Below are 22,764 nucleotides of genomic sequence, written 5' to 3' on the forward strand. Positions count from 1 at the left end.
TGCGCAACGACACCTTGCGCCAATTGGCGGTTTACTTAGCTGGCTAACAAAACCTATAACAGAGTCCTGCACATGCCTTGGTGCAGTAACTTGAGATATGGAGCTAGCAGATGACTGTAAAAGTAACTGAACGCGACGATTCACACATGTCCCACGAAGGCCTGGCCGCCGGCATCCGTATCTGGGATGTGCATCAACAAGATTTGCTGGTCGGCATGTTCCACAACGAGATCGATGCCCACAACTACAAGGCCGAACTGGAGGTGCAGGAACAGCAACGAGAACTGAAGTCCGCCTGAGGCAACCACAGCATTGAAAACGACAAACCCCGCCATGAGCGGGGTTCGTCGTTGTTACAGCCGTGGATTTACCACATCAGATCGTCAGGGATCTGGTACGCCGCGTACGGATCGTCCTCAGCGTTGACCTCTTCGGTCTGCACGTTGAGCTGGACGATGCGCTGCGGGTCGCGCTCCTGGATCTTCAGCGCCGCTTCACGGGGAATCACTTCATAGCCGCCGTTGTGGTGCACGATCGCCAGCGAACCGCTGCTGAGCTTGTTGCGCATCAGCGTGTTGACCGAGATGCGCTTGACCTTCTTGTCGTCGACAAAGTTGTAGTAGTCCTCGGTGGTCAGCTTGGGCAGACGCGAGACTTCGATCAACTGCTTGACCTGCGCGGCGCGGGCCTTGGCCTCGGCCTTCTCCTGCTGCTGACGATTCAGCTCCTGGTCGCGCTTGACCTTCTCGGCCATGGCTTCCTGGGCGGCGCGCTGCTGCGAATCGTCCAGCTCGGCCTGGCCTTTGTGGGCCAGACGCTGTTGCTTCTGCTTGTCTTTGCTGACCTGTTTGGCCTGCTTTTGGTTGACCAGGCCTGCTTTGAGCAACTGGTCGCGAAGGGAAAGGCTCATCAATGCTTACTCACTTGGGCAACGGCTCAGCCACAGCTGGGCTCATTCTTTTCCTGGCGTTTGGCTTCGCCCCACAGGGCGTCCAACTCTTCGAGGGTGCAATCTTCCATGGGACGGTGGGTGTCGCGCAATGCCTGTTCGATAAAACGGAAACGTCTTTCAAACTTGCCATTGGCGCCGCGCAAGGCGGTTTCCGGATCGACCTTCAGATGCCGGGCCAGATTGACCACGGAAAACAGCAGGTCGCCGATCTCGTCGGCCACGGCTGCCGGGTCATTTTCCGACATCGCCTCGAGCACTTCATCGAGCTCTTCGCGCACCTTGTCGAGCACCGGCAAAGCGTCTGGCCAGTCGAAACCGACCTGCCCGGCGCGCTTCTGCAACTTGGCCGAGCGCGACAGTGCCGGCAAGGTGGCCGGCACATCGTCGAGCAGGGACAACTGCTCGGGCGCCGATGCTTTCTCGGCGCGCTCTTCGGCCTTGATCTCTTCCCAGCGCTGCTTGACCTGCTCTTCGCTCAAGCGCGGCACGTCGAGCGGCGCGTAGAGATCGCCAGTGGGGAATACGTGGGGATGACGGCGGATCAGTTTGCGCGTGATGCTGTCGATCACCCCGGCGAATTCGAACCGCCCTTCTTCCTTGGCCAACTGGCTGTAATACACCACCTGAAACAGCAGATCGCCCAACTCGCCCTGCAAATGGTCGAGATCGCCACGCTCGATGGCATCCGCCACTTCATAGGCTTCTTCGAGAGTGTGCGGGACGATGGTCGCGTAGGTTTGCTTGATGTCCCAAGGACAGCCGAACTGCGGATCACGCAGGCGGGACATCAGGTGGAGCAGGTCTTCGAGGCTGTACATCATTTTTCTGTCTCACCACAAAACCATTGTGGGAGCGAGCCTGCTCGCGAAAGCGCTGTGTCTGCAACAAAGATGTCGACTGACACGCCCTCTTCGCGAGCAGGCTCGCTCCCACAGGGAACAATCAATTGCATCACGGGGTACGGTTACGCCGCGTTTCGATGATGTTCGGCAATTGCGAAATCCGCCCCAGCAAGCGCCCGAGCGCATCCAGACCGGGGATCTCGATGGTCAGCGACATCAGCGCGGTGTTGTCTTCCTTGTTCGAGCGGGTGTTGACCGCCAGCACGTTGATGCGCTCGTTGAGCAGCACCTGCGAGACGTCACGCAGCAGCCCGGAACGATCGTAGGCGCGGATGATGATGTCCACCGGATAGGTGAGCACCGGCACCGGCCCCCAGCTGACCTGAATGATCCGCTCCGGCTCGCGCCCGCCCAGTTGCAGCACCGAGGCGCAGTCCTGACGGTGAATGCTCACGCCACGGCCCTGGGTGATGTAACCGACAATCGCATCGCCCGGCAGCGGCTGGCAGCAGCCGGCCATTTGCGTCATCAGGTTGCCGACGCCCTGGATCTGGATATCGCCGCGCTTGCCCGGTTTGTAACCGGTGGCCTTGCGCGGGATCAGCTCCAACTGTTCGTTGCCGCGCTCCGGTTCGACCAATTGCTGCGCAAGGTTGACCAGATGCGCCTGACGCAGGTCGCCGGCGCCGAGGGCGGCGAACATGTCTTCGGCGGTTTTCATGTTGGCCTTTTCGGCCAGCTTGTCGAAATCCACCGCGGGCAGCCCGAGGCGAGTGAGTTCGCGCTCGATCAGGGTTTTACCGGCCGCAACGTTCTGATCACGAGCCTGCAACTTGAACCAGTGAACGATCTTCGCCCGTGCCCGCGAGGTGGTCACGTAACCGAGGTTCGGGTTCAGCCAGTCGCGGCTCGGCGTGCCGTGCTTGCTGGTGATGATCTCGACCTGCTCGCCGGTCTGCAGGCTGTAGTTCAGCGGGACGATACGGCCGTTGATCTTCGCGCCCCGGCAGTTGTGGCCGATTTCGGTGTGCACGCGATAGGCAAAATCCAGCGGCGTCGCGCCTTTTGGCAAGTCGATGGCGTGACCGTCGGGAGTGAAGATGTAGACCCGGTCGGGCTCGATGTCGACGCGCAGTTGTTCGGCCAGACCGCCGATATCACCGAGCTCTTCGTGCCATTCGAGGACCTGACGCAGCCAGGAAATTTTCTCTTCGTAATGGTTCGAGCCGGATTTGACGTCGGTGCCCTTGTAGCGCCAATGCGCGCAGACGCCGAGTTCGGCTTCTTCGTGCATCGAATGGGTACGGATCTGCACCTCGAGAACCTTGCCTTCCGGGCCGATCACCGCCGTGTGCAGCGAGCGGTAGCCGTTCTCTTTCGGGTTGGCGATGTAGTCGTCGAATTCTTTCGGGATGTGCCGCCACAGGGTGTGGACGATACCGAGCGCGGTGTAGCAGTCGCGCATTTCCGGCACCAGCACGCGCACCGCGCGAACGTCGTAGATCTGGCTGAACTCCAGACCCTTGCGCTGCATTTTGCGCCAGATCGAGTAGATGTGTTTGGCCCGGCCGCTGATGTCGGCGTCGACGCCGGTGGCCTGCAGTTCGTCCTTGAGCTGGGTCATCACGTCGCTGATGAAACGCTCGCGATCCAGCCGCCGCTCATGCAGCAACTTGGCGATCTGCTTGTATTGATCGGGTTCGAGATAGCGGAAGGACAAGTCCTCCAGCTCCCATTTGATGTGACCGATGCCGAGGCGATGGGCCAGCGGTGCGTAGATGTCGAAGACTTCGCGAGCAACGCGGTTGCGCTTTTCATCGTCGGCGGTTTTCACGGCACGGATGGCGCAGGTGCGTTCGGCCAGTTTGATCAGCGCAACGCGCACGTCATCGACCATGGCCACAAGCATCTTGCGCAGGTTCTCGACCTGCCCTTGCGTGCCCATGACCATCGACTGCCGTGGGCTGAGGCTGGCGCTGATGGCCGCCATGCGCTGCACGCCGTCGATCAGCTTGGCCACTACCGGACCGAAGCGCTGGCCGACTGCTGCCAGTTCAATCTGGCCCTCGCGCACGCCGCGATACAACACGGCGGCGACCAGCGAATCCTGATCGAGCTTGAGGTCGGCGAGGATCTCGGCGATCTCCAGGCCCGTGCTGAAACTGCCGGAGCCTTCGGCCCACAGGTTCTTCCTCGCATTGGACTGCTGTTCGGCCTCGCGGGCGAACTCGCAGGCCTCTTTCAAGGCCTCGCGATCCAGTGCCAGATCGACACTGACCGCGTGATCGAGCCAGGCCTCGAGATTGATACTGCCGTCGGTGTTGATCGGCTGGTGTGCTCTCACCTGTACCATGCTGCTTTACCTTCCCTACGACGCAGATTCAATGCGTCAAATCGCTGATCCTCAGTGTCCGTTCGCGCTCGCGGGGCTCAGGCGAGCGCTGCGCGGACAGATCAGGCGGATTCAGACGAGCCGTCCTGGCTCGCTTCAAATAACGCCATGGCCTCGACATGTGCCGTCTGAGGAAACATATCGAGAATCCCGGCACGTTTTAACCGGTAGCCCTGCTTGATCAATTCCTGCGTGTCACGCGCCAGCGTGGCCGGGTTGCACGACACATAAACCAACCGCTTGGCACCCAGGGTCGCGAGCTTGCGCACCACCTCGAAAGCACCGTCACGCGGTGGGTCCAAGAGTACCGCAGAAAAGCCGTTTCCGATCCACTGGGCATCGGTCAAAGGCTGGGATAAATCGGCTTGAAAAAACTTTGTGTTATGCAAATTGTTACTGACGGCATTGGCAGCAGCCCGCTCGACCATGGTCTGCACGCCCTCCACCGCCACCACTTCACGGACGCTTTTGGCCAGCGGTAGCGCGAAGTTGCCCAGCCCGCAAAACAGGTCAAGCACACGTTCGTCAGCCGTTGGCTTCAGCCAGTCCAGCGCCTGGGCGATCATCGCCTCGTTGACCCCGGCGTTGACCTGAACAAAGTCTCCCGGTCGGTAAGCCAGCTCGAGATTCCACTCTTCCAGGCGATAACCGAGGCTCTGACCGGCCTCGACCGGTTGCGGTTCACCTTCGCCATGCAGCCACAATTGCGCCTCATGAAACTGGCAGAAATCCTTGAGAATCGTCAGATCCGCTTCGGACAACGGCGACATGTGCCGCAGCAATACCGCCAGCGACGAACCACTGAACAACTCGACATGGCCCAGCGCCTGCGGTTTGCTCAGGCGCCGCAGCATCTCCGGCAAACGGGTCATGATCGGTTGCAAGGGCTGTACCAGCACCGGGCATTCGCTGATCGCGACGATGTCCTGACTGCCGGCAGCGCGAAAACCCACTTCGAGCTTCTTCGTTTTCATGTCCCAGCGCACGGCGATCCGCGCGCGCCGACGGTAACCGAATTCCGGGCCGGTCAGCGGCGCTGCCCACTCTTCAGGTTCGACACCGGCCACCCGCGACAATTGCTCGGCGAGCATGCGTTGTTTGAGGGCAAGCTGTTCGGTATGGGGCAGGTGCTGAACGCTGCAACCGCCACAGCGGCCGAAGTGCGGGCACGCGGCCGGGCGACGCAATTCGCTGGCAGTGAACACGCGCTCGGTGCGCGCCTCGACCACTTTGCCGTGGGCGCCGAGCACCCGTGCTTCGACCTCTTCACCGGCAAGGGCGCCGAGGACGAACCAGGTTTTGCCTTCGAAAAACGCGATACCGCGACCGTCATTGGCCAGGCGCTCGATGTTCAAGCGCTGCTTTTTGCCTGTCGGGATCTGTGGCGCCTTGCTGCCGCCGGTGGGCTGGAAGCGCAGGCCTCTTTCGTGTTTGGCCATCAGTTGGGCGCGTCGAAAATGCCGGTCGACAGGTAACGGTCGCCACGGTCGCAGATGATCGCGACGATCACCGCGTTTTCAACTTCTTTGGACAAGCGCAGCATCGCCGCCACCGCACCGCCGGAGGACACGCCGCAGAAGATGCCTTCTTCGCGGGCCAGACGCCGGGTGACGTCCTCGGCCTCGCTCTGCGCCATGTCGACGATGCGATCGACGCGGTCAGCCTGATAGATCTTCGGCAGGTATTCCTGCGGCCAGCGGCGGATGCCGGGAATGGCCGAGCCTTCCATCGGTTGCAGGCCGACGATCTGCACGCTGTCGCTCTGCTCTTTGAGGTAGCGCGACACGCCCATAATGGTGCCGGTGGTGCCCATCGAACTGACGAAATGGGTGATGCTGCCCTGGGTCTGACGCCAGATTTCCGGGCCGGTGGTGGTGTAGTGCGCTTCGGGGTTGTCGCCATTGGCGAACTGGTCGAGCACCTTGCCACGGCCTTCGGCTTCCATACGCTGGGCCAGATCGCGGGCGCCTTCCATGCCCTCTTCCTGAGTCACCAGGATCAGCTCGGCGCCATACGCGGTCATCGCCGCTTTGCGCTCGGCGCTGGAGTTGTCCGGCATGATCAGGATCATCTTGTAACCCTTGATCGCAGCGGCCATCGCCAGCGCGATACCGGTATTGCCGGAGGTCGCCTCGATCAGCGTATCGCCGGGATTGATCTGCCCGCGCAACTCGGCGCGAGTGATCATCGACAACGCCGGGCGGTCCTTGACCGAACCCGCCGGGTTGTTCCCTTCGAGCTTGAGCAAAAGGGTGTTGCTGGTGGCGCCGGGCAGGCGCTGCAAACGCACCAGCGGCGTGTTGCCGACGCAATCGGCGATGGTTGGGTACTGCAGGGTCATGGCGTATTCGCAATCCAGACGTGCGGGGGCGCCTATCATACCGGCAAACCCGCGCAGGCCATATCACGCAAAGTGCGGTGCTTATGGTTTATGGGAATAAGCAAATAAAAGTCGCGCCAGTGGTGCGACTCTTATTTGCGCAACACTCAGTTCTCGTGGTGATGCTTGGAATTCGCGAGCAGGCTCGCTCCCACAGGATTTAGTGTCAGCAGTGATGACACTATTAACGGTAGATCACACAGCCTGCGGCGAACCGAGCTCCATTGTGGGAGCGAGCCTGCTCGCGAAGGCGTCCGCATGGGCGACACCATCATCCGCCCGCAAGCGCAAATTCAACCGCAACCCCGCCCCGCCATTCTCCGCCCAGAGCAACCCACCCTGCCGTTGCACCGCGTTGCGCGCAATGCTCAAGCCCAGGCCAAAGCCACCATCCCCGGGTCTCGATCCATCCAATCGAATGAACGGCGAAAAGATTCGCTGCAGATCTTCGTTAGCCACGCCGCCGCCCTGATCCTCCAGCCACAAATGCCAATACTCGCCATCGCGCCGTGCATCGAGCCGCACAATCCCGCCCTCGGGCGAGTGACGAATGGCGTTGCGCAGGATGTTTTCCAGCGCTTGCGCCAGGGCATTGAGGTTGCCGCGCACCCAGCACGATGCTTCGACCGAGCATTGCAGTTGCAGACTCGGCCAGCCGCTTTCATAACAGGCGTTGTCGGTGAGCATTTCCCACAGCGCCTGAATCTGGATCGCTTCATCCGGCAACGGCGAGCGGTCGGTGTCGAGCCAGGCCAGTTGCAGGGTGTCTTCGACCAGCCGTTGCATGCCATCGACTTCGCGGCCGATGCGCTCGCGCAATGGCGCCAGGCTCTGTTCGCTTTCGCTGGCCACGCGCAGGCGGCTCAGCGGCGTGCGCAGTTCGTGGGACAAGTCACGCAATAACTGCTGCTGCAAGGCGACTGTGGTTTGCAGGCGCTCGGACATAGAGTCGAAGGCCCGCGCCAGCTCACCGAGTTCATCCGGGCGCTGGGTGATACCGCTCGACAGGCGCACATTCAATTGATCGGCACGCCAGGCATTGGCCTGTTCGCGCAGGTTGTTCAGCGGCACCACCAACAGGCGATACAAACCGACGCAGAGCAACAGAGTGAACAACCCGGGAATTACGCCGTTGGTGATCACCCGCCAGAACACCCGGTATTTGCCTGGCACAAAACGCTCGGGCAATTCGATGACCAGAATGCCCGCCGCCGGATCCTGGGGGAACGGTAGCCGCAGCCAGGGTCGGCCCTTCTTGTGAATCGGCCAGTCGAGGCCGCGCAAAAAGGTCAGGTGCTGCACCTCCGCCGCGTTCAAGGGCTGGCTGCTCAGCGACTGCAAATCAGCGCCGATCACCCCGACCCAACTGGCCTCGCGCAATTCCATGCTCTGCAACCAGTCATCGACGCCATTGCGCCGGCCGCGCTGCCACGCCTGTTCGGCTTGCGCGGCATAACGGCTGAGGGTGCTGCGCGCGTCACTGGAGAGGAACTGGTTGCGCTCCTCCATGTAGCGACCCCACGACCAGCTCAACCAGATCATCAGCAGACAGAACGCCACCAACAGGCACGCCAGTTTCCAGAACAGCGAATGCCGCCCCGGCAGTTCAGACAGTTTCATCGGCGGCACTCAAAACGTAGCCCTTGCCCCACACCGTACGCACTTCGCGCTCGGTGTAACCGATGGCTTTGAGTTTGCGGCGGATCTGGCTGATGTGCATGTCGAGGCTGCGGTCGTGCGCGGCATAGCCGCGTTGCAATACGTGCTGATAAAGGAAGGCTTTGCTCAGCACTTCTTCGTTGTTGCGGTGCAGGGTTTCCAGCAGACGGAATTCGCTGCGGGTCAGCCCGGCGGCTTGCTGGCGGAAGAACACGTCGCAGTTATCATCGTCGAAACGCAGGGTGCCGCTGACGACCGCAGGGGCGACAGCGGGCGGGCGCCGATCCAGCGCAACCCGGCGCAGGATCGCTTCGATGCGCACATGCAGCTCGGCCATGCTGAACGGCTTGGGCAGATAGTCATCGGCGCCGAGGCGGAAACCGCTGATGCGATCAGCCTCGGCACCCAGCGCCGACATCAGCAACACCGGCGTCGAATGGCTCTGCCGCAATTGCGTCAACAACTGCAGACCATCGAGCCCCGGCAGTAGAATATCCATCAGCACCACGTCGAAAGGCTGGCGCTGGGCGATGTTCAGACCTTCCTGGCCGTTCTGGCACCAGGTCACCTGAAAACCGCTGCGGCCCAGATGCTCGTGCACGTACGCGCCGAGGACCGGATCGTCTTCAATGGAAAGAATGCGTGGCTGGCCAACGGAAACAGGAGTCATGAGTATCTGCAAGTAATTCTCAGTTGGCGGATTATTCAAGATTGTCCGACAGCGGGCAACACAAGCTTGGCCTGTCGGACGAACGAGTGCCTGGGCGGCGCTGCATTTTCCGCAAGATTGCCCGCCTGCAAATCGCTACACTGCGCCCATGTCGCGTGCCGGATGCACGCATGTGTCAACAGATCAGCGGGATGCGGGAGATAGGCGTGCTCAAGAAACTGGGAATCAAAGGTCGCGTGCTGTTGCTGACCTTGTTGCCGACCAGCCTGATGGCGCTGGTGCTGGGTGGCTATTTCACCTGGACGCAGCAGACCGACCTGCAGAGCCAATTGATGCAGCGCGGCGAAATGATCGCCGAGCAACTGGCGCCACTGGTCGCGCCGGCGATGGGCCACGGTGACGCCGACCTGCTTGAACGCATCGCCACCCAGTCCCTTGAACAACCCGACGTGCGCGCGGTGACCTTCCTCGCGGCGGACCGCTCGCCTCTGGCCCACGCCGGCCCGACCATGCTCAATCAGGCACCGAGCGGCGACAGCGCGCTACTGCAACGACGCAGCGGCAATGACGCGACGCGCTACCTGATGCCAGTGTTCGGCAAGCACCGCAACCTCGCCGGTGAAATCATTCCCGAAGAATCCGAACGGCTGCTCGGCTGGGTCGAGCTGGAGCTGTCGCACAACGGCATGTTGCTGCGCGGCTATCGCAGCCTGTTCGCCAGCCTGCTGCTGATCGCCGCCGGACTTGCCGGCGCCGCCCTCCTCGCATTGCGCATGGGCCGCACCATCAATCGTCCGCTGAGCCAGATCAAACAAGCAGTTGCGCAGCTCAAGGACGGTCATCTGGAAACCCGCTTGCCGCCCCTCGGCAGCCAGGAACTGGATGAACTGGCCTCGGGTATCAACCGCATGGCCGGCACCCTGCAGAACGCTCGTGAAGAATTGCAGCACAGCGTCGATCAGGCCACCGAGGACGTGCGGCAGAATCTGGAAACCATCGAGATACAGAACATCGAGCTGGACCTGGCGCGCAAAGAAGCGCTGGAAGCCAGCCGGATCAAATCCGAATTCCTCGCCAACATGAGCCACGAGATCCGCACGCCGCTCAACGGCATTCTCGGCTTCACTCACCTGTTGCAGAAAAGCGAACTGACCCCGCGCCAGCTCGACTATCTGGGCACCATCGAAAAGTCCGCCGACAGCCTGTTGGGAATCATCAACGAGATTCTCGACTTCTCGAAAATCGAGGCCGGCAAACTGGTACTCGATCACATTCCGTTCAACCTGCGCGACCTGTTGCAGGACACCCTGACCATCCTCGCTCCGGCCGCGCACGCCAAGCAGCTTGAGCTGGTCAGCCTGGTCTATCGCGATACGCCGCTGTCGCTGGTCGGCGATCCGCTGCGCTTGAAGCAGATCCTCACCAATCTGGTCAGCAACGCGATCAAGTTCACCCGCGAAGGCACCATCGTCGCCCGGGCGATGCTCGAAGACGAACACGAAGACAGCGTGCAGTTGCGCATCAGCATTCAGGACACGGGCATCGGTCTGTCGAGTCAGGATGTGCGCGCGCTGTTCCAGGCTTTCAGTCAGGCCGACAATTCGCTGTCGCGCCAACCCGGCGGCACCGGGCTGGGGCTGGTGATTTCCAAGCGCCTGATCGAGCAGATGGGCGGCGAGATCGGCGTCGACAGCACGCCGGGCGAAGGTTCGGAATTCTGGATCAGCCTGAGCCTGCCCAAAACCCGCGACGATGCCGAAGACCTGCCCGCCGCGCCATTGCTCGGACGCCGCGTGGCGGTGCTGGAAAATCACGAACTGGCGCGTCAGGCCTTGCAACATCAACTGGAAGACTGCGGACTGCAAGTTACGCCGTTCAATACTCTGGAGAGCCTGAGCAATGGCGTCACCGGCGCGCATCAGACCGATCAGGCGATCGATCTGGCAGTGATCGGCATCACCAGCAACGACATGCTCCCGGAACGCTTGAACCAGCATATCTGGGACCTCGAGCACCTGGGCTGCAAAGTGCTGGTGCTGTGCCCGACCACCGAGCAGACGCTGTTCCATTTGTCGGTGCCCAACCCGCACAGCCAGCTTCAGGCCAAACCGGCGTGTACGCGCAAATTGCGCCGGGCCTTGGCCGATCTGGTCAATCCGCGCCAGACCCGCAGCGAACCGGGCGAACCGCTGTCGAGCCGTGCGCCGCGCGTGCTGTGTGTCGACGACAACCCGGCCAATCTGTTGCTGGTGCAAACCCTGCTCGAAGACATGGGCGCCCGCGTACTCGCAGTGGAAAGCGGTTACGCGGCAGTCAAAGCGGTGCAGAGCGAATCTTTCGATCTGGTGTTGATGGACGTGCAGATGCCGGGCATGGACGGTCGCCAGACCACCGAAACCATTCGCCAGTGGGAAAGCGAGCGGCATTGCACGCCGCTGCCGATTGTTGCGCTCACTGCCCACGCCATGGCCAACGAAAAACGCGCGCTGCTGCAAAGCGGCATGGACGACTACCTGACCAAACCGATCAGCGAGCGGCAACTGGCACAAGTGGTGTTGAAGTGGACCGGACTGGCCCTGCGCAATCAGGCGCCGGAGCGCAGCGGCGACAGCGCGGCGAGTCAGCAGGAACTGCCAGTGCTTGATCACGAGGAAGGCTTGCGCCTGGCGGCGGGCAAGGCCGATCTGGCGGCGGACATGCTGGCCATGCTGCTGGCGTCGCTGGAAGCCGACCGCGAAGCGATTCGCGCCGCGCGTGACAGTCACGACCAGAATGCTCTGCTCGAACGCGTGCACAGGTTGCACGGCGCAACCCGTTATTGCGGCGTGCCACAACTGCGCGCCGCCTGCCAGCGCAGCGAAACCCTGCTCAAGCAGGACGATCCGAAAGCCGCCGCCGCACTGGATGAACTGGAGCGTTCGATCAATCGACTTGCGGCGCAGGCGCGCATCAGCGCCTGATCCACGGCAAGGCACGGCGCGCGCAAAGCGCTACAGTTGTCGCGGGCCATTGCGGCCCGCGTCGATGTTCCAGGAGGATTCATGCGCACGATCATTTTCAGCAGCCAGACCTACGACCGCGACAGCTTCCTCGCCGCCGACTGCCCGGCCGGGCTCGACCTGCACTTTCAAACGGCGCGACTGAGCCTCGATACGGCGGCGTTGGCCGAACAGCACGAAGTGGTCTGCGCGTTCATCAATGACGACCTCAGCGCCCCGGTGCTGGAACGCCTTGCTGCTGGTGGCACGCGGCTGATTGCCTTACGTTCGGCGGGTTACAACCATGTCGACCTGCCGGCGGCGAAACGCCTCGGCCTGGCCGTGGTGCGTGTGCCGGCCTACTCGCCGCACGCCGTGGCCGAACATGCGGTGGCGCTGATCCTCGCCCTCAATCGTCGCTTGCACCGCGCCTACAACCGCACCCGCGAAGGCGATTTCAGCCTGCATGGCCTGACCGGTTTCGATCTGGTTGGCAAGACCGTCGGCATCGTCGGCACCGGGCAGATCGGCGCAACGTTCGCAAAAATCATGCATGGCTTCGGCTGTGATTTGCTGGCTTACGATCCGTATCCCAATCCCGACGTGCTGGCGTTGGGCGCACGTTACCTGAGCCTGCCGGAGTTGCTCGCAGAGTCACGGATCATCAGCCTGCATTGCCCGCTCAACGAGCAAAGCAAACACCTGATCAATCGCCAGTCATTGGCGCGCATGCAACCGGGGGCGATGCTGATCAATACCGGGCGCGGTGGTCTGGTGGACACGCCGGCACTGATCGACGCGCTGAAGGACGGCCAACTCGGGTATCTGGGGCTGGATGTTTATGAGGAAGAAGCCCAGCTGTTTTTCGAGGACCGCTCCGACCTGCCGTTGCAGGACGATGTGCTGGCGCGGCTGCTGACGTTTCCCAACGTGATCATCACCGCGCATCAGGCGTTCCTGACGCGCGAGGCGCTGGGCGCGATTGCCGCGACCACCCTGCACAACATCGCGACCTGGGCGGCGGGGGCGCCGCAGAACCTGGTCGAGGGTTGAATCGTCTACTTGGGCAACGAAGACGCCAGGATCAGCAAGCCCAGCCAGCCGAAACCGAGCAGGCGCTGCTTGCTGGAGTGGCCGCTGCGCAGCAGGAACCAGACAAAAAACGCTGGTAACAGAAACACCATGATTTTCAGCCAGCCTTCCACCGGACGGCTGCCATCGGCGTTCAGCGGTTGTTGTGCCTGGCGTGCCTGTTCCGCAGCCTGCTGACGACGGCGACGCCCTGCTGCCGCCGGCATCACTTTGGGCAGCGGCTCGGCCACTGGTGGCGCAACCGCCTCGGGCACAGCCTTGTTGCGAGGCAAGCTGCCGAAGGAAATCGTCGAGGTCTGCGCCGCTGCAGCAGTGGATTGCGCCTGCATGGCGGCGTGTTCGGCCATCGGCGCGCCGCAGTGAATGCACACCAGCGCTTCGGAACTGATGCTCCGCTTGCATTCATAACATTCGATCAGCGCCATGTTCCGTTCCTTCAGATTCGGGGGCCGGCAGTTTGCCATGACTGTGCTCTCATTTGAACCGGATCGAAGGTCGCACGCGCGCATCATTCTGCAATCGAGCCCGTGCTAGCATGTCGCGCATATTTGGAGGACCCATGGTCGAACACGATTTCCGCTACACCCTGATGAACCCGCAACACACCCTCACCGAATGCCGCGCCCTGGTTCCGGGCCGCTATCAGGTGACCGGCAACGGTGGCTCGATCCGTATTGGCGATGCCCTGCTGGTCACGCTCAAAGGCAGCAAGGATTTGTCCATGCGCCTGACCGTCGACACCGTCCGCCACCTGATCAACCCGCCAGGCCAATGGACCGCAATGACCACAGGCCCGGTGTTTGGCGAACTGGCGATTCACACCTGGCAGGTCAACTGCGACAGCTGCGCGAAAGAGCTGAGCTTCGAATTCGCCGTGGATGCCAAACTCGGCAAGTCCGCTGAGAAACCCGCCGCCACCGCGCGCATCGCCGAGCTCGGCTGGAAAGCCGTGGGCGACAAGCACCTGTGCCCGAAATGCCAGGAGCCTGCGTGATGAAACGGCTTGCCCTGACCGCACTGATCGGTGTCGGCCTGGTTGGTTGTGCCGCAGAGCCGGTGCAACTGCAGCACAACCGCAGCTACATCCTGGAATGGATCGGCGAGCGGCCACTGATGGATTACAGCCATCTGACTGTGACCCTCGGCGATGACGGCCGCGCTTATGGCAACGGTGGCTGCAACCATTGGTTCGCGCCTTATACGCAGGACGGCGACAAGCTGACCTTTGGCAAGATCGGCAAGACCCGCAAACTCTGCGCCCCGGCGCTGATGGAGCAGGAACAACGCTTCTTGCAGGCGCTGGAGAAAGTCGAGCGCTGGGACATTTCGCCGATCGAGCAGGTGCGCTTCTGGCCGGCTCAAGGCAAGCCATTGCGCTGGTGGCTGGAAGAGGGCTGAGCCCCTTCTGTGCCCGCGGGGACCAGTGGCGAGGGGATTCATCCCCGTTGGGCTGCGTAGCAGCCCTGAGTTTGCAGTTCGCCTGGAACTGCGCATGGGGCCGCTTCGCGACCCAACGGGGATGAATCCCCTCGCCACAGGTTACTTGTTCCGCAACGCCTCCAGCTTCGCCATCACCCCTGCCGCCGTCTGCTCGCCCAGCAATTGTTCACGCACCTTGCCCTTGTCATCGATGATGAACGTCACCGGCAGCGCTTCACTGCGCGGCAGGTCGAACAGCTCGGCCGGATCCTGCGCCAGCACGGTGAACTTGATGCCGAGTTTTTCACTCGCCTCTTTCAATTCCGCGCCCTGCACGTTGTCGAAGTTGACCCCGAACACCCCGACATTCTTGCTCTTGAGCTCATCAGCCAAATGATTCAGCTCAGGAATTTCCGTGCGGCACGGGCCACACCACTCGGCCCAGTAATTGAGCACCACCCATTGTTTGTCCAGACGTTCGGACGCAACCTTCTGGCCGTTCTGGTCGATGCCGTAATCATTGCCGCAGCCCCCCAGCATCAACGCCCCGAGAATCGTCAATGCCGCTGCCAATCGCCGTGTCATGTCGTGTTCCTTGTGAAAATTCGAAAGCGCCTGCGACCCATCGCCTCTGACGGTTCTGGATTGCGCGCCGCACAGTTAGAATAGCCGCCACTTTACGCCAGAAGCGACCCGCCATGACCGATCTGACGCTTTATCACAATCCGCGCTGCTCGAAATCCCGCGGCGCGCTGGAACTGCTCGAAGCCCGCGGCTTGACTCCGACTGTCGTGCGCTACCTGGAAACGCCGCTCAGCGCCGCGCAGATCAAGGCCTTGCTCGGCAAACTCGGGATCAGTGCGCGGCAGTTGTTGCGCAGCGGTGAAGAGGAATACAAAACCCTGAACCTGGCGGACGCCAGCCTCAGCGAACAGCACCTGATCGACGCCATCGCTGCGCACCCGAAACTCATGGAGCGGCCGATTCTCGAAGTCGGTGACAAGGCCGTCATCGGTCGCCCGCCGGAAAACGTGCTGGAGTTGTTGCCATGAGCACGCCGTACATTCTGGTTCTCTATTACAGCCGCAACGGTTCGACCAACGAGATGGCCCGGCAAATCGCCCGTGGCATCGAGCAGGCCGGAATGGAAGCGCGTTTGCGCACAGTGCCGGCGATTTCCACCGAATGCGAAGCGGTGGCGGCGGAGATTCCCGATGAGGGCGCGCTCTACGCCAGCCTCGATGATCTGAAGAACTGCGCCGGCCTCGCCTTGGGCAGTCCGACGCGTTTCGGCAACATGGCCGCGCCGCTCAAGTACTTCCTCGACGGCACCAGCAACCTCTGGCTGACTGGCGCGCTGGTCGGCAAACCGGCCGGCGTGTTCACCTCCACCGCCAGCCTGCACGGCGGTCAGGAAACCACGCTGTTGTCGATGATGCTGCCGCTGTTGCATCACGGCATGTTGATCACCGGCCTGCCCTACAGCGAATCGGCCCTGCTCGAAACCGAAGGTGGCGGCACGCCTTACGGCGCCAGCCATCACGCTGGTGCCGACGGCAAGAGTGGCCTGGATCAACACGAAGTGGCGCTGTGTCGCGCACTCGGTCTGCGTCTGGCGAAAACCGCACAGAAACTGGTGAGCTGATGGCGAAGAAGCCGAAAGTTCTGCCCTCGGTGGCGTGGCTTGAGCCACGGGTCAAGGCGATGCGCGTGCTCAGCCTGCTGAGCTTTTTCGCCCTCGCCGGCTTGCTGGCCGCTTATTATCTGCTGTTCGCCGACCTGCATGGCGCGCGGCCGTGGGTGATTCTGCTGGTCGAGCTGATCCCGTGGCTGGTCCTCGCCCCGGCGATGATCATGGGCAGCGCCCGTGGTCATTCGTGGATGTGTTTTGTGGTGAACCTGTATTTCATCAAAGGCGCACTGGCGGCGTACGATCCCAACCGGCAGCTGTTCGGCCTGCTGGAAATGGCCGCGAGCCTGGCGGTGTTCTGCTCGGCGCTGCTGTATGTGCGCTGGCGCTATCAGTTGAATCGCAAATTGGCGGGCGAAGGCGAGATCAGCGTCGCCTGACCAAGCGCTTTCGCGAGCAGGCTCGCTCCCACAGGGAATGCATTCCAGATGTGGGAGCGAGCCTGCTCGCGAAAGGGGCGACTCGTCCTTAATGGTTCACAGTGTAGGCGAGCATCATCGAAATCTGGCTCATCGGCCGGCCGCCGCTCTGTTCGTGCCACTGGTTGAAGGCGTTCTGCACCGTTGCCAGATCACGCTGGCTGGTCGGCACTTTGTCGACGATCTTCTGCGCATTCAGCGCCGCGACCACGTCGTAGCTGGGCACGAACGTGTCCTTGCCGACCATGCGCAAAAAGCGTGGCGCCGACAGCCCGCCGAGTTGGTGGCCGTGTTTCTTCAGGTATGTCCACAGGCCGACGATATCGGTCACCGGCCAGTCGGCGATCAGCGCGCCAAAGCTGCCCTTGTCCTTTTCCACATCAAGAATGAACTGCGCATTGCGCGGCACGCTTTTCAGCTTGCCGAGGTGGCGGATGATCCGCGCGTCCTGCATCAGCCGCTCCAGGTGTTCGGCGCTCATCAGCACGACTTTTTCCGGATCGAACTTGAAGAACACTTCTTCGAACGCCGGCCACTTGGCGTCGACCAGGCTGTGCTTGAGCCCGGCGCGAAAAACCCGCAGGGCCATGGTCGACAGGTAGCGGTCGTCGCGGATCTTGCGCAGTTGAGCGGGGGTCTTGGGAACGGGCAGATGGGCTTCCAGTTCAGCCGCCGAACCAAAACGGTTCAGACAGTATTCGTGCAGCCACTTGTAATCGCGCATGCCCTCTCCTGAGGTTTGGAAATGAATAACACATGCAGAAGCTGTCCCCTCAACCACAGGGCCTGCTTCTACAGGATGTGTTTACAGATTGACGACATTGACGAAACGCGAAGCCGCGGTTTCGTCGATCTTCAGGCTGGTGAAGTCGAACAGGTTGCGGTCGGCCAGTTGCGACGGCACCACGTTCTGCAGGCTGCGGAAAATCGATTCGGTACGGCCCGGGGTCTTGCGGTCCCAGTCCTGGAGCATTTCCTTGACCACCTGACGCTGCAGGTTTTCCTGCGAGCCGCAGAGGTTGCACGGGATGATCGGGAATTGCTTGAAGTCCGAGTAGGCCTGAATGTCCTTCTCGTTGCAGTACGCCAGCGGACGAATCACCACGTTGCGGCCATCGTCGGCACGCAGTTTCGGCGGCATCGCTTTCAGGGTGCCGTTGAAGAACATGTTGAGGAAGAACGTTTCGACGATGTCGTCGCGGTGGTGACCGAGGGCCATTTTCGTCGCGCCGATTTCGTCAGCGAAGGTGTACAGCGTGCCGCGACGCAGGCGCGAGCACAGCGAGCAGGTGGTCTTGCCTTCCGGCACCAGTTCCTTGACTACCGAGTAAGTGTCCTTCTCGACGATGTGATACTCGATGCCCAGTTCTTTCAGGTAGGCCGGCAGCACGTGCTCGGGAAAGCCCGGCTGTTTCTGGTCCATGTTCACCGCGACGATGTCGAACTTGATCGGTGCAACCTTCTGCAGGTGCATCAGCACGTCGAGCATGGTGTAGCTGTCCTTGCCCCCGGACAGGCAGACCATGACCTTGTCGCCGTCTTCGATCATGTTGAAATCGGCGACCGCTTCGCCGGCCAGGCGGCGCAGGCGCTTTTGCAGTTTGTTCTGGTTGACCGTAAGAGTGCCCATGACGCGAAATCCGTGAGGTGTGACGAAAGGCCGGCATTTTACGCAAAAACCCCAGTAGCGCGAAGCATCTGTGGCGAGGGGATTTATCCCCGCTGGGTTGCGAAGCAGCCCTGAAACCCGAGAACTCGTATCGCCTGACACTGCTCGGTGAATGGCTTGGCGACTGCTGCGCAGCCGAACGGGGATGAATCCCCTCGCCACAAAAGTGTTTCGACCTCAAAAATGCCTTCCCCGCAAGACCCCGAGGCGATTACCTGCAATGTTTACAGCGCGATTTGCTCTAAGCCCGGCATACCGGTGCGCTGGAGTCCTTCCTATACTGCGACATAAGGTCGCACACGTCTTTAGACCTGTATTTGCTCGGCCACCTTGGCCCGTAGGCGCTCCGTTGGGGGGCGATGGCAATGACAAGAGGAGTGAATGGCATGATCCATCACGTAGTGGGACTGTTTACCCACCCCGATCAGGAATGGAAAGAGATCCGTGGCGACCAAGAGGAAAGCATCAGCCACATGTACTTGACGCACACGCTGATCCTGGCGGCGATCCCTGCGGTCTCGGCGTTCATCGGCACGACCCAGGTGGGCTGGGTGATCGGCAATCGCGCGCCGGTGATGCTCACGTTCGAAAGCGCCTTGTGGATGACCATCATGTCGTACCTGGCCATGCTCGGCGGGGTCGCGGTGATGGGCGCCTTCGTGCACTGGATGGCGCGCACCTACGACGCCAACCCGAGCCTGGCCCGTTGCGTGGCGTTTGCCACTTACACCGCAACACCGTTATTCGTGGGTGGGCTGGCCGCTTTGTATCCGCACATGTGGCTGGGGATGATCGTCGGCACGGCGGCCATCTGCTACACGGTGTATCTGTTGTATGTCGGCCTGCCGACGTTCATGAACATTCCTTCGGATGAAGGTTTTCTGTTCTCCAGCTCGGTGCTTGCCGTCGGCCTGGTGGTGCTGGTGGCGATCATGGCATTCACCGTGATTGTCTGGGGCCTGGGTGTCGGCCCGGTCTATACCAACTGACCTGTTTCCTCCCTGAGAAAAACAACATCTGCCAATACAGGCCGCCGCAAGGCGGCCTTCTCGTTGGGCGACGACCATTCGGCAGGTCGGCGATTCGCAAGTCGCCGGGGTTACGGCATACTCGGCGTCTCTGGAGATCCATCAAGCATGCCCGAGCAACTCAATACCCGCGTCGAAGATTGTTACCAACTCGCTGAATCCTTTTTCAAACGCTCCTTCAAACGCCCCGTGGTCAGTCTCAAGCTGCGCGGGCAGAAAGCCGGTGTCGCGCATCTGCACGAGAACCTGCTGCGCTTCAACCCACAGCTGTACCGGGAAAACACCGAGCACTTCCTCAAGCAGACCGTGGCCCACGAAGTTGCGCACCTGATCGCGCATCAACTGTTCGGCGACCGCATCCAGCCCCATGGCGAGGAGTGGCAACTGATCATGCGTGGCGTCTACGAATTGCCGCCGGACCGCTGCCACACCTATGAAATCAAGCGGCGCAGCGTGACCCGCTATATCTACAAATGCCCGTGTCCCGACAGTGATTTCCCGTTTACCGCCCAGCGTCATGGCCTGGTCGGGAAAGGACGTCGCTACTTCTGCCGACGGTGCCGCACGACATTGGTGTTCAGTGGTGAGATGCGGGTGGAATAGTCAGTTCCTGCGGTGCCCTGAATGGCCCCTTCGCGAGCAGGCTCGCTCCCACAGGGGAATGCATTTCAATGTGGGAGCGAGCCTGCTCGCGAAGGCGGCGCCAGGGCGCTACAAAATCACCCTGGCGGAACGCAGCTCAGCGATCTTCGAAGCACTCAATCCCAACTCCCCCAACACCTCATCCGTATGCTGCCCCAACCCGGCGCCAACATGCCTTGGCGCCGGCAACGCCTCGGAGAATTTCAACGGACAAGCCATCTGCGCCTGCGTCGTGCCATCGCCGCGCGGCACTTGTGTCATCAACTCCCGCGCCTGTAGCTGCGGATGGCGCACCGCCTCACCCAGACTCAATACCGGCTCCACACACGCATCGACGCCGGCAAACAACTCACACAACTCAGCAAAATCATGTCGCTCGAATTCGATCCGCAACGCCTCCTTCAGTGCCTGTTGCTGCTCAGGTCTCGGCGACAATCCTTGCGCTGCCAGTTCCGGTCGGCCCAGCGCCGTGCACAGTTGCTGCATGAACGCCGGTTCCAGACTGCCCACCGACATCCAGCGCCCATCCCGGGTGCGGTAATAATCGTAGAAGCTGCCGCCATTGAGCATCTGGTCTTCCCAACCCGGTTCCGCGCCACAGGCTAGATATCCCGCGCCGGCCATGGCGTTCAGGCTGAACGCGCAATCGGTCATGCTCACATCCAGATGGGTGCCCTGCCCGGTTTGCTGACGGGCAATCACCGCTGCCAGCAGGCCGATCACGCCGTGTAGCGAGCCGCCCGCCACGTCCGCCACCTGCATGCCCAGCGGCAACGGCCCGCTGTCGGCGCGTCCGGTGTAGCTGGCGAGTCCCGCCAGGGCCAGATAGTTGATGTCATGCCCGGCGCGCTCCTTGTACGGCCCGGTCTGGCCGTAACCGCTGATCGACACATAAATCAGCTTTGGGTTGATCGCCTTCAATGCCTCATAACCCAGGCCCAGACGCTCCATCACCCCGGGGCGAAACTGCTCGAGGACGATGTCGTATTCGCCCAGCAGTTGCTTGATGATCTGCAGCGCTTCGGGCTGTTTCAGATCCAGCGCCAGACTGCGCTTGTTGCGGTTCAGATAAGCGTGGCTGGCTGATACCCCGCCATCATGCGGTGGCAACACCCGCAGCAGATCCATACGGGTTGGCGATTCGATGCGCAGCACCTCGGCGCCCATGTCCGCCAGCAGCAACGAGGCGAACGGCCCCGGCAGCAAGGTCGAGAAATCGAGAATATTCAGTGAGGCCAGCGGTGCGGACATGGGCAAACTCCTTGGGCGATGCACTCAGCCTAGGCAGCCATTGTCGATGCGGCAATCACCGCAAATGTCAGCAGGTGTGACCGTTGCGCTCAAATCCCGGGCAAGAAAAAACCCCTGTGGCGAGGGGATTTATCCCCGATGGGTCGCAAAGCGGCCCCTTCTCTGGAATTGGAAGAAGAGGCCCGCTGTGCAGTCAATCGGGGGTAAATCCCTCACCACAAGGGATTTTTTACAACCTCACATCGTACTGATGCGCAGTTCTTGTATTTACTTCACATTGCTCGGGGTTGGGCCTTCAGCCACACCCAGGTCGTCTTCTTCACGCTCGTCGGAGATGCCGCGACCGCCGGAAGCCAGCTCGGCTTGCAGTTGATCGGTGTCCAGCTCCTTGACCCACTTGGCCACAACGATGGTCGCAACAGCGTTACCGACCAGGTTGGTCAGTGCGCGGGCTTCGGACATGAAGCGGTCAATACCGAGGATCAGCGCCAGACCGGCCACCGGCAGGTGACCTACCGCCGACAGTGTCGCGGCCAGCACGATGAAGCCCGAACCGGTCACACCCGCCGCGCCTTTGGAGGACAGCAGCAGTACCAGCAGCAGAGTGATCTGGTGGGTGATGTCCATGTGCGTGTCAGTCGCCTGGGCGATGAACACGGCGGCCATGGTCAGGTAGATCGAAGTACCGTCGAGGTTGAACGAGTAACCGGTCGGGATCACCAGACCAACTACCGATTTCTTCGCGCCCAGACGCTCCATCTTGATCAGCATGCGTGGCAGTGCCGATTCCGACGAGGACGTACCCAGTACGATCAACAGTTCTTCACGGATGTAACGCACCAGCTTGAACACGCTGAAACCGTGAGCCCGGCAGATCGCACCCAGCACCAGCACGACGAACAGAACGCAGGTGATGTAGAAGCAGATCATCAACTGGCCCAGTTGCACCAGCGAGCCGACACCGTAGGCACCGATGGTGAACGCCATGGCACCGAACGCACCCAGCGGCGCCAGTTTCATGATCATGTTGATGATGTTGAACATCACGTGGGCGAAGCGATCGATCATGTCCAGCAGCGGACGACCGTACGAGCCGAGGCGATGCAGGGCGTAACCGAAGATCACCGAGAACATCAGCACTTGCAGGATGTCACCGGTGGCGAACGCGCCGACGATGGTGTTCGGGATCACATTGAGGAGGAAGCCGACAATGCTCTGGTCTTTACTCGCCGTCACGTAGGTGGCGATTTTCGAGGCGTCGAGGGTGGTGACGTCGATGTGCATGCCGGCGCCCGGTTGCACAACGTTGACCACGACCAGACCGATCAGCAGGGCAATGGTGGAAACGATTTCGAAGTACAGCAGCGCGTAGCCGCCGGTCTTGCCTACCGATTTCATGTTCTGCATGCCGGCGATGCCGCTGACAACAGTACAGAAGATGATCGGGGCGATGACCATTTTGATCAGCTTGATGAAGCCGTCGCCCAGTGGCTTGAGGGCCACACCGGTCTGCGGATAGAAGTGACCGAGCAGGATGCCGATGGCGATGGCAACGATCACCTGGAAATACAGGGATTTGTACAGTGGCTGACGAGTCGTCATTGCAGGTTTCCTCAAGCGTCCAGCGGCAACATCCATCTGTCGAGCGCCGAACCTTAATTGCGAACCCTCCTGCACTGGA

At 61.3% G+C, this 22,764-nt stretch carries 23 protein-coding genes; 10 read left to right on the forward strand and 13 right to left on the reverse strand.

What is annotated here, in order from left to right; translation table 11 throughout:
- Positions 1-110: 110 nt before the first annotated feature.
- Positions 111-299 carry a hypothetical protein gene (locus tag ACZ0AZ_RS01570; RefSeq protein ID WP_016773646.1) on the forward strand — a complete coding sequence of 63 codons (189 nt, stop codon included), beginning with the start codon at positions 111-113 and terminating at the stop codon, positions 297-299.
- A gap of 68 nt (positions 300-367) precedes the next feature.
- Here the strand turns inward: ACZ0AZ_RS01570 and ACZ0AZ_RS01575 are convergent, their stop codons facing one another.
- From ACZ0AZ_RS01575 to ACZ0AZ_RS01605, 7 genes are all read right to left on the reverse strand, one after another.
- Complete coding sequence (locus tag ACZ0AZ_RS01575; RefSeq protein ID WP_016773645.1) at positions 368-910, reverse strand: DUF2058 domain-containing protein; 543 nt, start codon at positions 908-910, stop codon at positions 368-370.
- Positions 911-936: 26 nt separating this feature from the next.
- Positions 937-1,770, reverse strand: a complete 834-nt coding sequence (gene mazG, locus ACZ0AZ_RS01580) for a nucleoside triphosphate pyrophosphohydrolase (protein WP_129997411.1) — start codon at positions 1,768-1,770, stop codon at positions 937-939.
- Between the two features lie 133 nt (positions 1,771-1,903).
- A complete protein-coding gene (relA, locus tag ACZ0AZ_RS01585) occupies positions 1,904-4,147 on the reverse strand; it encodes a GTP diphosphokinase (RefSeq protein ID WP_463538595.1) in 2,244 nt (747 codons plus the stop codon).
- A 101-nt stretch (positions 4,148-4,248) separates the two neighbouring features.
- Positions 4,249-5,625: a 23S rRNA (uracil(1939)-C(5))-methyltransferase RlmD gene (gene rlmD, locus ACZ0AZ_RS01590; protein ID WP_463538596.1), complete on the reverse strand. Its 1,377-nt coding sequence runs from the start codon at positions 5,623-5,625 to the stop codon at positions 4,249-4,251.
- On the reverse strand, positions 5,625-6,527 hold the full coding sequence (gene cysM / locus ACZ0AZ_RS01595) for a cysteine synthase CysM (RefSeq protein WP_039757833.1): 903 nt from the start codon (positions 6,525-6,527) through the stop codon (positions 5,625-5,627). Before cysM ends, rlmD begins: the two co-directional genes overlap by 1 nt.
- Positions 6,528-6,761: 234 nt before the next feature.
- Positions 6,762-8,186, reverse strand: a complete 1,425-nt coding sequence (locus ACZ0AZ_RS01600) for a histidine kinase sensor domain-containing protein (protein ID WP_463538597.1) — start codon at positions 8,184-8,186, stop codon at positions 6,762-6,764.
- Entirely contained in the window at positions 8,173-8,895 is a 723-nt protein-coding gene (locus tag ACZ0AZ_RS01605; protein ID WP_129997415.1) for a response regulator transcription factor, read from the reverse strand. The genes ACZ0AZ_RS01600 and ACZ0AZ_RS01605 overlap by 14 nt, the downstream gene beginning before the upstream one ends.
- A gap of 206 nt (positions 8,896-9,101) precedes the next feature.
- Here ACZ0AZ_RS01605 and ACZ0AZ_RS01610 point away from each other — a divergent pair, with 206 nt between their 5' ends.
- Positions 9,102-11,855 carry a response regulator gene (locus ACZ0AZ_RS01610; protein WP_463538598.1) on the forward strand — a complete coding sequence of 918 codons (2,754 nt, stop codon included), beginning with the start codon at positions 9,102-9,104 and terminating at the stop codon, positions 11,853-11,855.
- Positions 11,856-11,936: 81 nt separating this feature from the next.
- Positions 11,937-12,926, forward strand: a complete 990-nt coding sequence (locus ACZ0AZ_RS01615; RefSeq protein ID WP_463538599.1) for a 2-hydroxyacid dehydrogenase — start codon at positions 11,937-11,939, stop codon at positions 12,924-12,926.
- A 5-nt stretch (positions 12,927-12,931) separates the two neighbouring features.
- Here the strand turns inward: ACZ0AZ_RS01615 and ACZ0AZ_RS01620 are convergent, their stop codons facing one another.
- Positions 12,932-13,390 carry a hypothetical protein gene (locus ACZ0AZ_RS01620; RefSeq protein WP_039757837.1) on the reverse strand — a complete coding sequence of 153 codons (459 nt, stop codon included), beginning with the start codon at positions 13,388-13,390 and terminating at the stop codon, positions 12,932-12,934.
- 134 nt (positions 13,391-13,524) lie between these two features.
- Between ACZ0AZ_RS01620 and ACZ0AZ_RS01625 the strand changes: the two genes are divergently transcribed.
- Both ACZ0AZ_RS01625 and ACZ0AZ_RS01630 read left to right on the forward strand, forming a co-directional pair.
- Positions 13,525-13,959, forward strand: coding sequence for a hypothetical protein (locus ACZ0AZ_RS01625; protein ID WP_016773638.1), 435 nt, complete (start codon positions 13,525-13,527; stop codon positions 13,957-13,959).
- Complete coding sequence (locus ACZ0AZ_RS01630) at positions 13,959-14,363, forward strand: META domain-containing protein (RefSeq protein WP_463538600.1); 405 nt, start codon at positions 13,959-13,961, stop codon at positions 14,361-14,363. Before ACZ0AZ_RS01625 ends, ACZ0AZ_RS01630 begins: the two co-directional genes overlap by 1 nt.
- Before the next feature lie 141 nt (positions 14,364-14,504).
- Here ACZ0AZ_RS01630 and ACZ0AZ_RS01635 read toward each other — a convergent pair whose 3' ends face one another.
- Positions 14,505-14,969: a TlpA disulfide reductase family protein gene (locus tag ACZ0AZ_RS01635; protein WP_016773636.1), complete on the reverse strand. Its 465-nt coding sequence runs from the start codon at positions 14,967-14,969 to the stop codon at positions 14,505-14,507.
- A 113-nt stretch (positions 14,970-15,082) separates the two neighbouring features.
- Between ACZ0AZ_RS01635 and arsC the strand changes: the two genes are divergently transcribed.
- From arsC to ACZ0AZ_RS01650, 3 genes are read left to right on the forward strand one after another with little or no spacing between them, the layout of a single operon-like run.
- Complete coding sequence (gene arsC, locus ACZ0AZ_RS01640; RefSeq protein ID WP_039757840.1) at positions 15,083-15,436, forward strand: arsenate reductase (glutaredoxin); 354 nt, start codon at positions 15,083-15,085, stop codon at positions 15,434-15,436.
- Positions 15,433-16,029 (forward strand): NAD(P)H:quinone oxidoreductase, encoded by a 597-nt coding sequence (gene wrbA / locus ACZ0AZ_RS01645; protein WP_039757841.1) that lies wholly within the window; start codon positions 15,433-15,435, stop codon positions 16,027-16,029. The genes arsC and wrbA overlap by 4 nt, the downstream gene beginning before the upstream one ends.
- Positions 16,029-16,454 carry a DUF2069 domain-containing protein gene (locus ACZ0AZ_RS01650; protein ID WP_310405466.1) on the forward strand — a complete coding sequence of 142 codons (426 nt, stop codon included), beginning with the start codon at positions 16,029-16,031 and terminating at the stop codon, positions 16,452-16,454. Before wrbA ends, ACZ0AZ_RS01650 begins: the two co-directional genes overlap by 1 nt.
- A gap of 88 nt (positions 16,455-16,542) precedes the next feature.
- On the opposite strand, the gene ACZ0AZ_RS01655 is transcribed toward ACZ0AZ_RS01650, so the two are convergent.
- Positions 16,543-17,217 carry a DNA-3-methyladenine glycosylase I gene (locus ACZ0AZ_RS01655; RefSeq protein ID WP_016773632.1) on the reverse strand — a complete coding sequence of 225 codons (675 nt, stop codon included), beginning with the start codon at positions 17,215-17,217 and terminating at the stop codon, positions 16,543-16,545.
- Between the two features lie 81 nt (positions 17,218-17,298).
- Positions 17,299-18,123, reverse strand: a complete 825-nt coding sequence (gene ttcA / locus ACZ0AZ_RS01660) for a tRNA 2-thiocytidine(32) synthetase TtcA (protein ID WP_039757843.1) — start codon at positions 18,121-18,123, stop codon at positions 17,299-17,301.
- 425 nt (positions 18,124-18,548) lie between these two features.
- On the opposite strand from ttcA, the gene ACZ0AZ_RS01665 reads away from it, so the two are divergent.
- Together ACZ0AZ_RS01665 and ACZ0AZ_RS01670 are read left to right on the forward strand one after the other, a co-directional pair.
- Positions 18,549-19,151 carry a Yip1 family protein gene (locus tag ACZ0AZ_RS01665; protein ID WP_016773629.1) on the forward strand — a complete coding sequence of 201 codons (603 nt, stop codon included), beginning with the start codon at positions 18,549-18,551 and terminating at the stop codon, positions 19,149-19,151.
- Positions 19,152-19,298: 147 nt separating this feature from the next.
- Positions 19,299-19,793, forward strand: a complete 495-nt coding sequence (locus ACZ0AZ_RS01670; protein ID WP_129997424.1) for a SprT family zinc-dependent metalloprotease — start codon at positions 19,299-19,301, stop codon at positions 19,791-19,793.
- A gap of 108 nt (positions 19,794-19,901) precedes the next feature.
- Here ACZ0AZ_RS01670 and ACZ0AZ_RS01675 read toward each other — a convergent pair whose 3' ends face one another.
- Positions 19,902-21,083: a CaiB/BaiF CoA transferase family protein gene (locus tag ACZ0AZ_RS01675; protein WP_463538601.1), complete on the reverse strand. Its 1,182-nt coding sequence runs from the start codon at positions 21,081-21,083 to the stop codon at positions 19,902-19,904.
- A 267-nt stretch (positions 21,084-21,350) separates the two neighbouring features.
- The gene (locus tag ACZ0AZ_RS01680; protein ID WP_039757846.1) at positions 21,351-22,685 is read right to left on the reverse strand and encodes a dicarboxylate/amino acid:cation symporter; all 1,335 of its coding nucleotides are present in this window, start codon (positions 22,683-22,685) and stop codon (positions 21,351-21,353) included.
- Between the last annotated feature and the right edge of the window lie 79 nt (positions 22,686-22,764).

Source organism: Pseudomonas sp. AC239, from assembly GCF_979258545.1.

What these genes read in the sequence shown, in the direction of transcription:
- ACZ0AZ_RS01570 (WP_016773646.1), top strand. Translation starts at nt 111, where the DNA reads ATGACTGTAAAAGTAACTGAACGCGACGATTCACACATGTCCCACGAA.
- ACZ0AZ_RS01575 (WP_016773645.1), bottom strand. Translation starts at nt 910, where the DNA reads ATGAGCCTTTCCCTTCGCGACCAGTTGCTCAAAGCAGGCCTGGTCAAC.
- mazG (WP_129997411.1), bottom strand. Translation starts at nt 1,770, where the DNA reads ATGTACAGCCTCGAAGACCTGCTCCACCTGATGTCCCGCCTGCGTGAT.
- relA (WP_463538595.1), bottom strand. Translation starts at nt 4,147, where the DNA reads ATGGTACAGGTGAGAGCACACCAGCCGATCAACACCGACGGCAGTATC.
- rlmD (WP_463538596.1), bottom strand. Translation starts at nt 5,625, where the DNA reads ATGGCCAAACACGAAAGAGGCCTGCGCTTCCAGCCCACCGGCGGCAGC.
- cysM (WP_039757833.1), bottom strand. Translation starts at nt 6,527, where the DNA reads ATGACCCTGCAGTACCCAACCATCGCCGATTGCGTCGGCAACACGCCG.
- ACZ0AZ_RS01600 (WP_463538597.1), bottom strand. Translation starts at nt 8,186, where the DNA reads ATGAAACTGTCTGAACTGCCGGGGCGGCATTCGCTGTTCTGGAAACTG.
- ACZ0AZ_RS01605 (WP_129997415.1), bottom strand. Translation starts at nt 8,895, where the DNA reads ATGACTCCTGTTTCCGTTGGCCAGCCACGCATTCTTTCCATTGAAGAC.
- ACZ0AZ_RS01615 (WP_463538599.1), top strand. Translation starts at nt 11,937, where the DNA reads ATGCGCACGATCATTTTCAGCAGCCAGACCTACGACCGCGACAGCTTC.
- ACZ0AZ_RS01620 (WP_039757837.1), bottom strand. Translation starts at nt 13,390, where the DNA reads ATGGCGCTGATCGAATGTTATGAATGCAAGCGGAGCATCAGTTCCGAA.
- ACZ0AZ_RS01625 (WP_016773638.1), top strand. Translation starts at nt 13,525, where the DNA reads ATGGTCGAACACGATTTCCGCTACACCCTGATGAACCCGCAACACACC.
- ACZ0AZ_RS01630 (WP_463538600.1), top strand. Translation starts at nt 13,959, where the DNA reads ATGAAACGGCTTGCCCTGACCGCACTGATCGGTGTCGGCCTGGTTGGT.
- ACZ0AZ_RS01635 (WP_016773636.1), bottom strand. Translation starts at nt 14,969, where the DNA reads ATGACACGGCGATTGGCAGCGGCATTGACGATTCTCGGGGCGTTGATG.
- arsC (WP_039757840.1), top strand. Translation starts at nt 15,083, where the DNA reads ATGACCGATCTGACGCTTTATCACAATCCGCGCTGCTCGAAATCCCGC.
- wrbA (WP_039757841.1), top strand. Translation starts at nt 15,433, where the DNA reads ATGAGCACGCCGTACATTCTGGTTCTCTATTACAGCCGCAACGGTTCG.
- ACZ0AZ_RS01650 (WP_310405466.1), top strand. Translation starts at nt 16,029, where the DNA reads ATGGCGAAGAAGCCGAAAGTTCTGCCCTCGGTGGCGTGGCTTGAGCCA.
- ACZ0AZ_RS01655 (WP_016773632.1), bottom strand. Translation starts at nt 17,217, where the DNA reads ATGCGCGATTACAAGTGGCTGCACGAATACTGTCTGAACCGTTTTGGT.
- ttcA (WP_039757843.1), bottom strand. Translation starts at nt 18,123, where the DNA reads ATGGGCACTCTTACGGTCAACCAGAACAAACTGCAAAAGCGCCTGCGC.
- ACZ0AZ_RS01665 (WP_016773629.1), top strand. Translation starts at nt 18,549, where the DNA reads ATGATCCATCACGTAGTGGGACTGTTTACCCACCCCGATCAGGAATGG.
- ACZ0AZ_RS01670 (WP_129997424.1), top strand. Translation starts at nt 19,299, where the DNA reads ATGCCCGAGCAACTCAATACCCGCGTCGAAGATTGTTACCAACTCGCT.
- ACZ0AZ_RS01675 (WP_463538601.1), bottom strand. Translation starts at nt 21,083, where the DNA reads ATGTCCGCACCGCTGGCCTCACTGAATATTCTCGATTTCTCGACCTTG.
- ACZ0AZ_RS01680 (WP_039757846.1), bottom strand. Translation starts at nt 22,685, where the DNA reads ATGACGACTCGTCAGCCACTGTACAAATCCCTGTATTTCCAGGTGATC.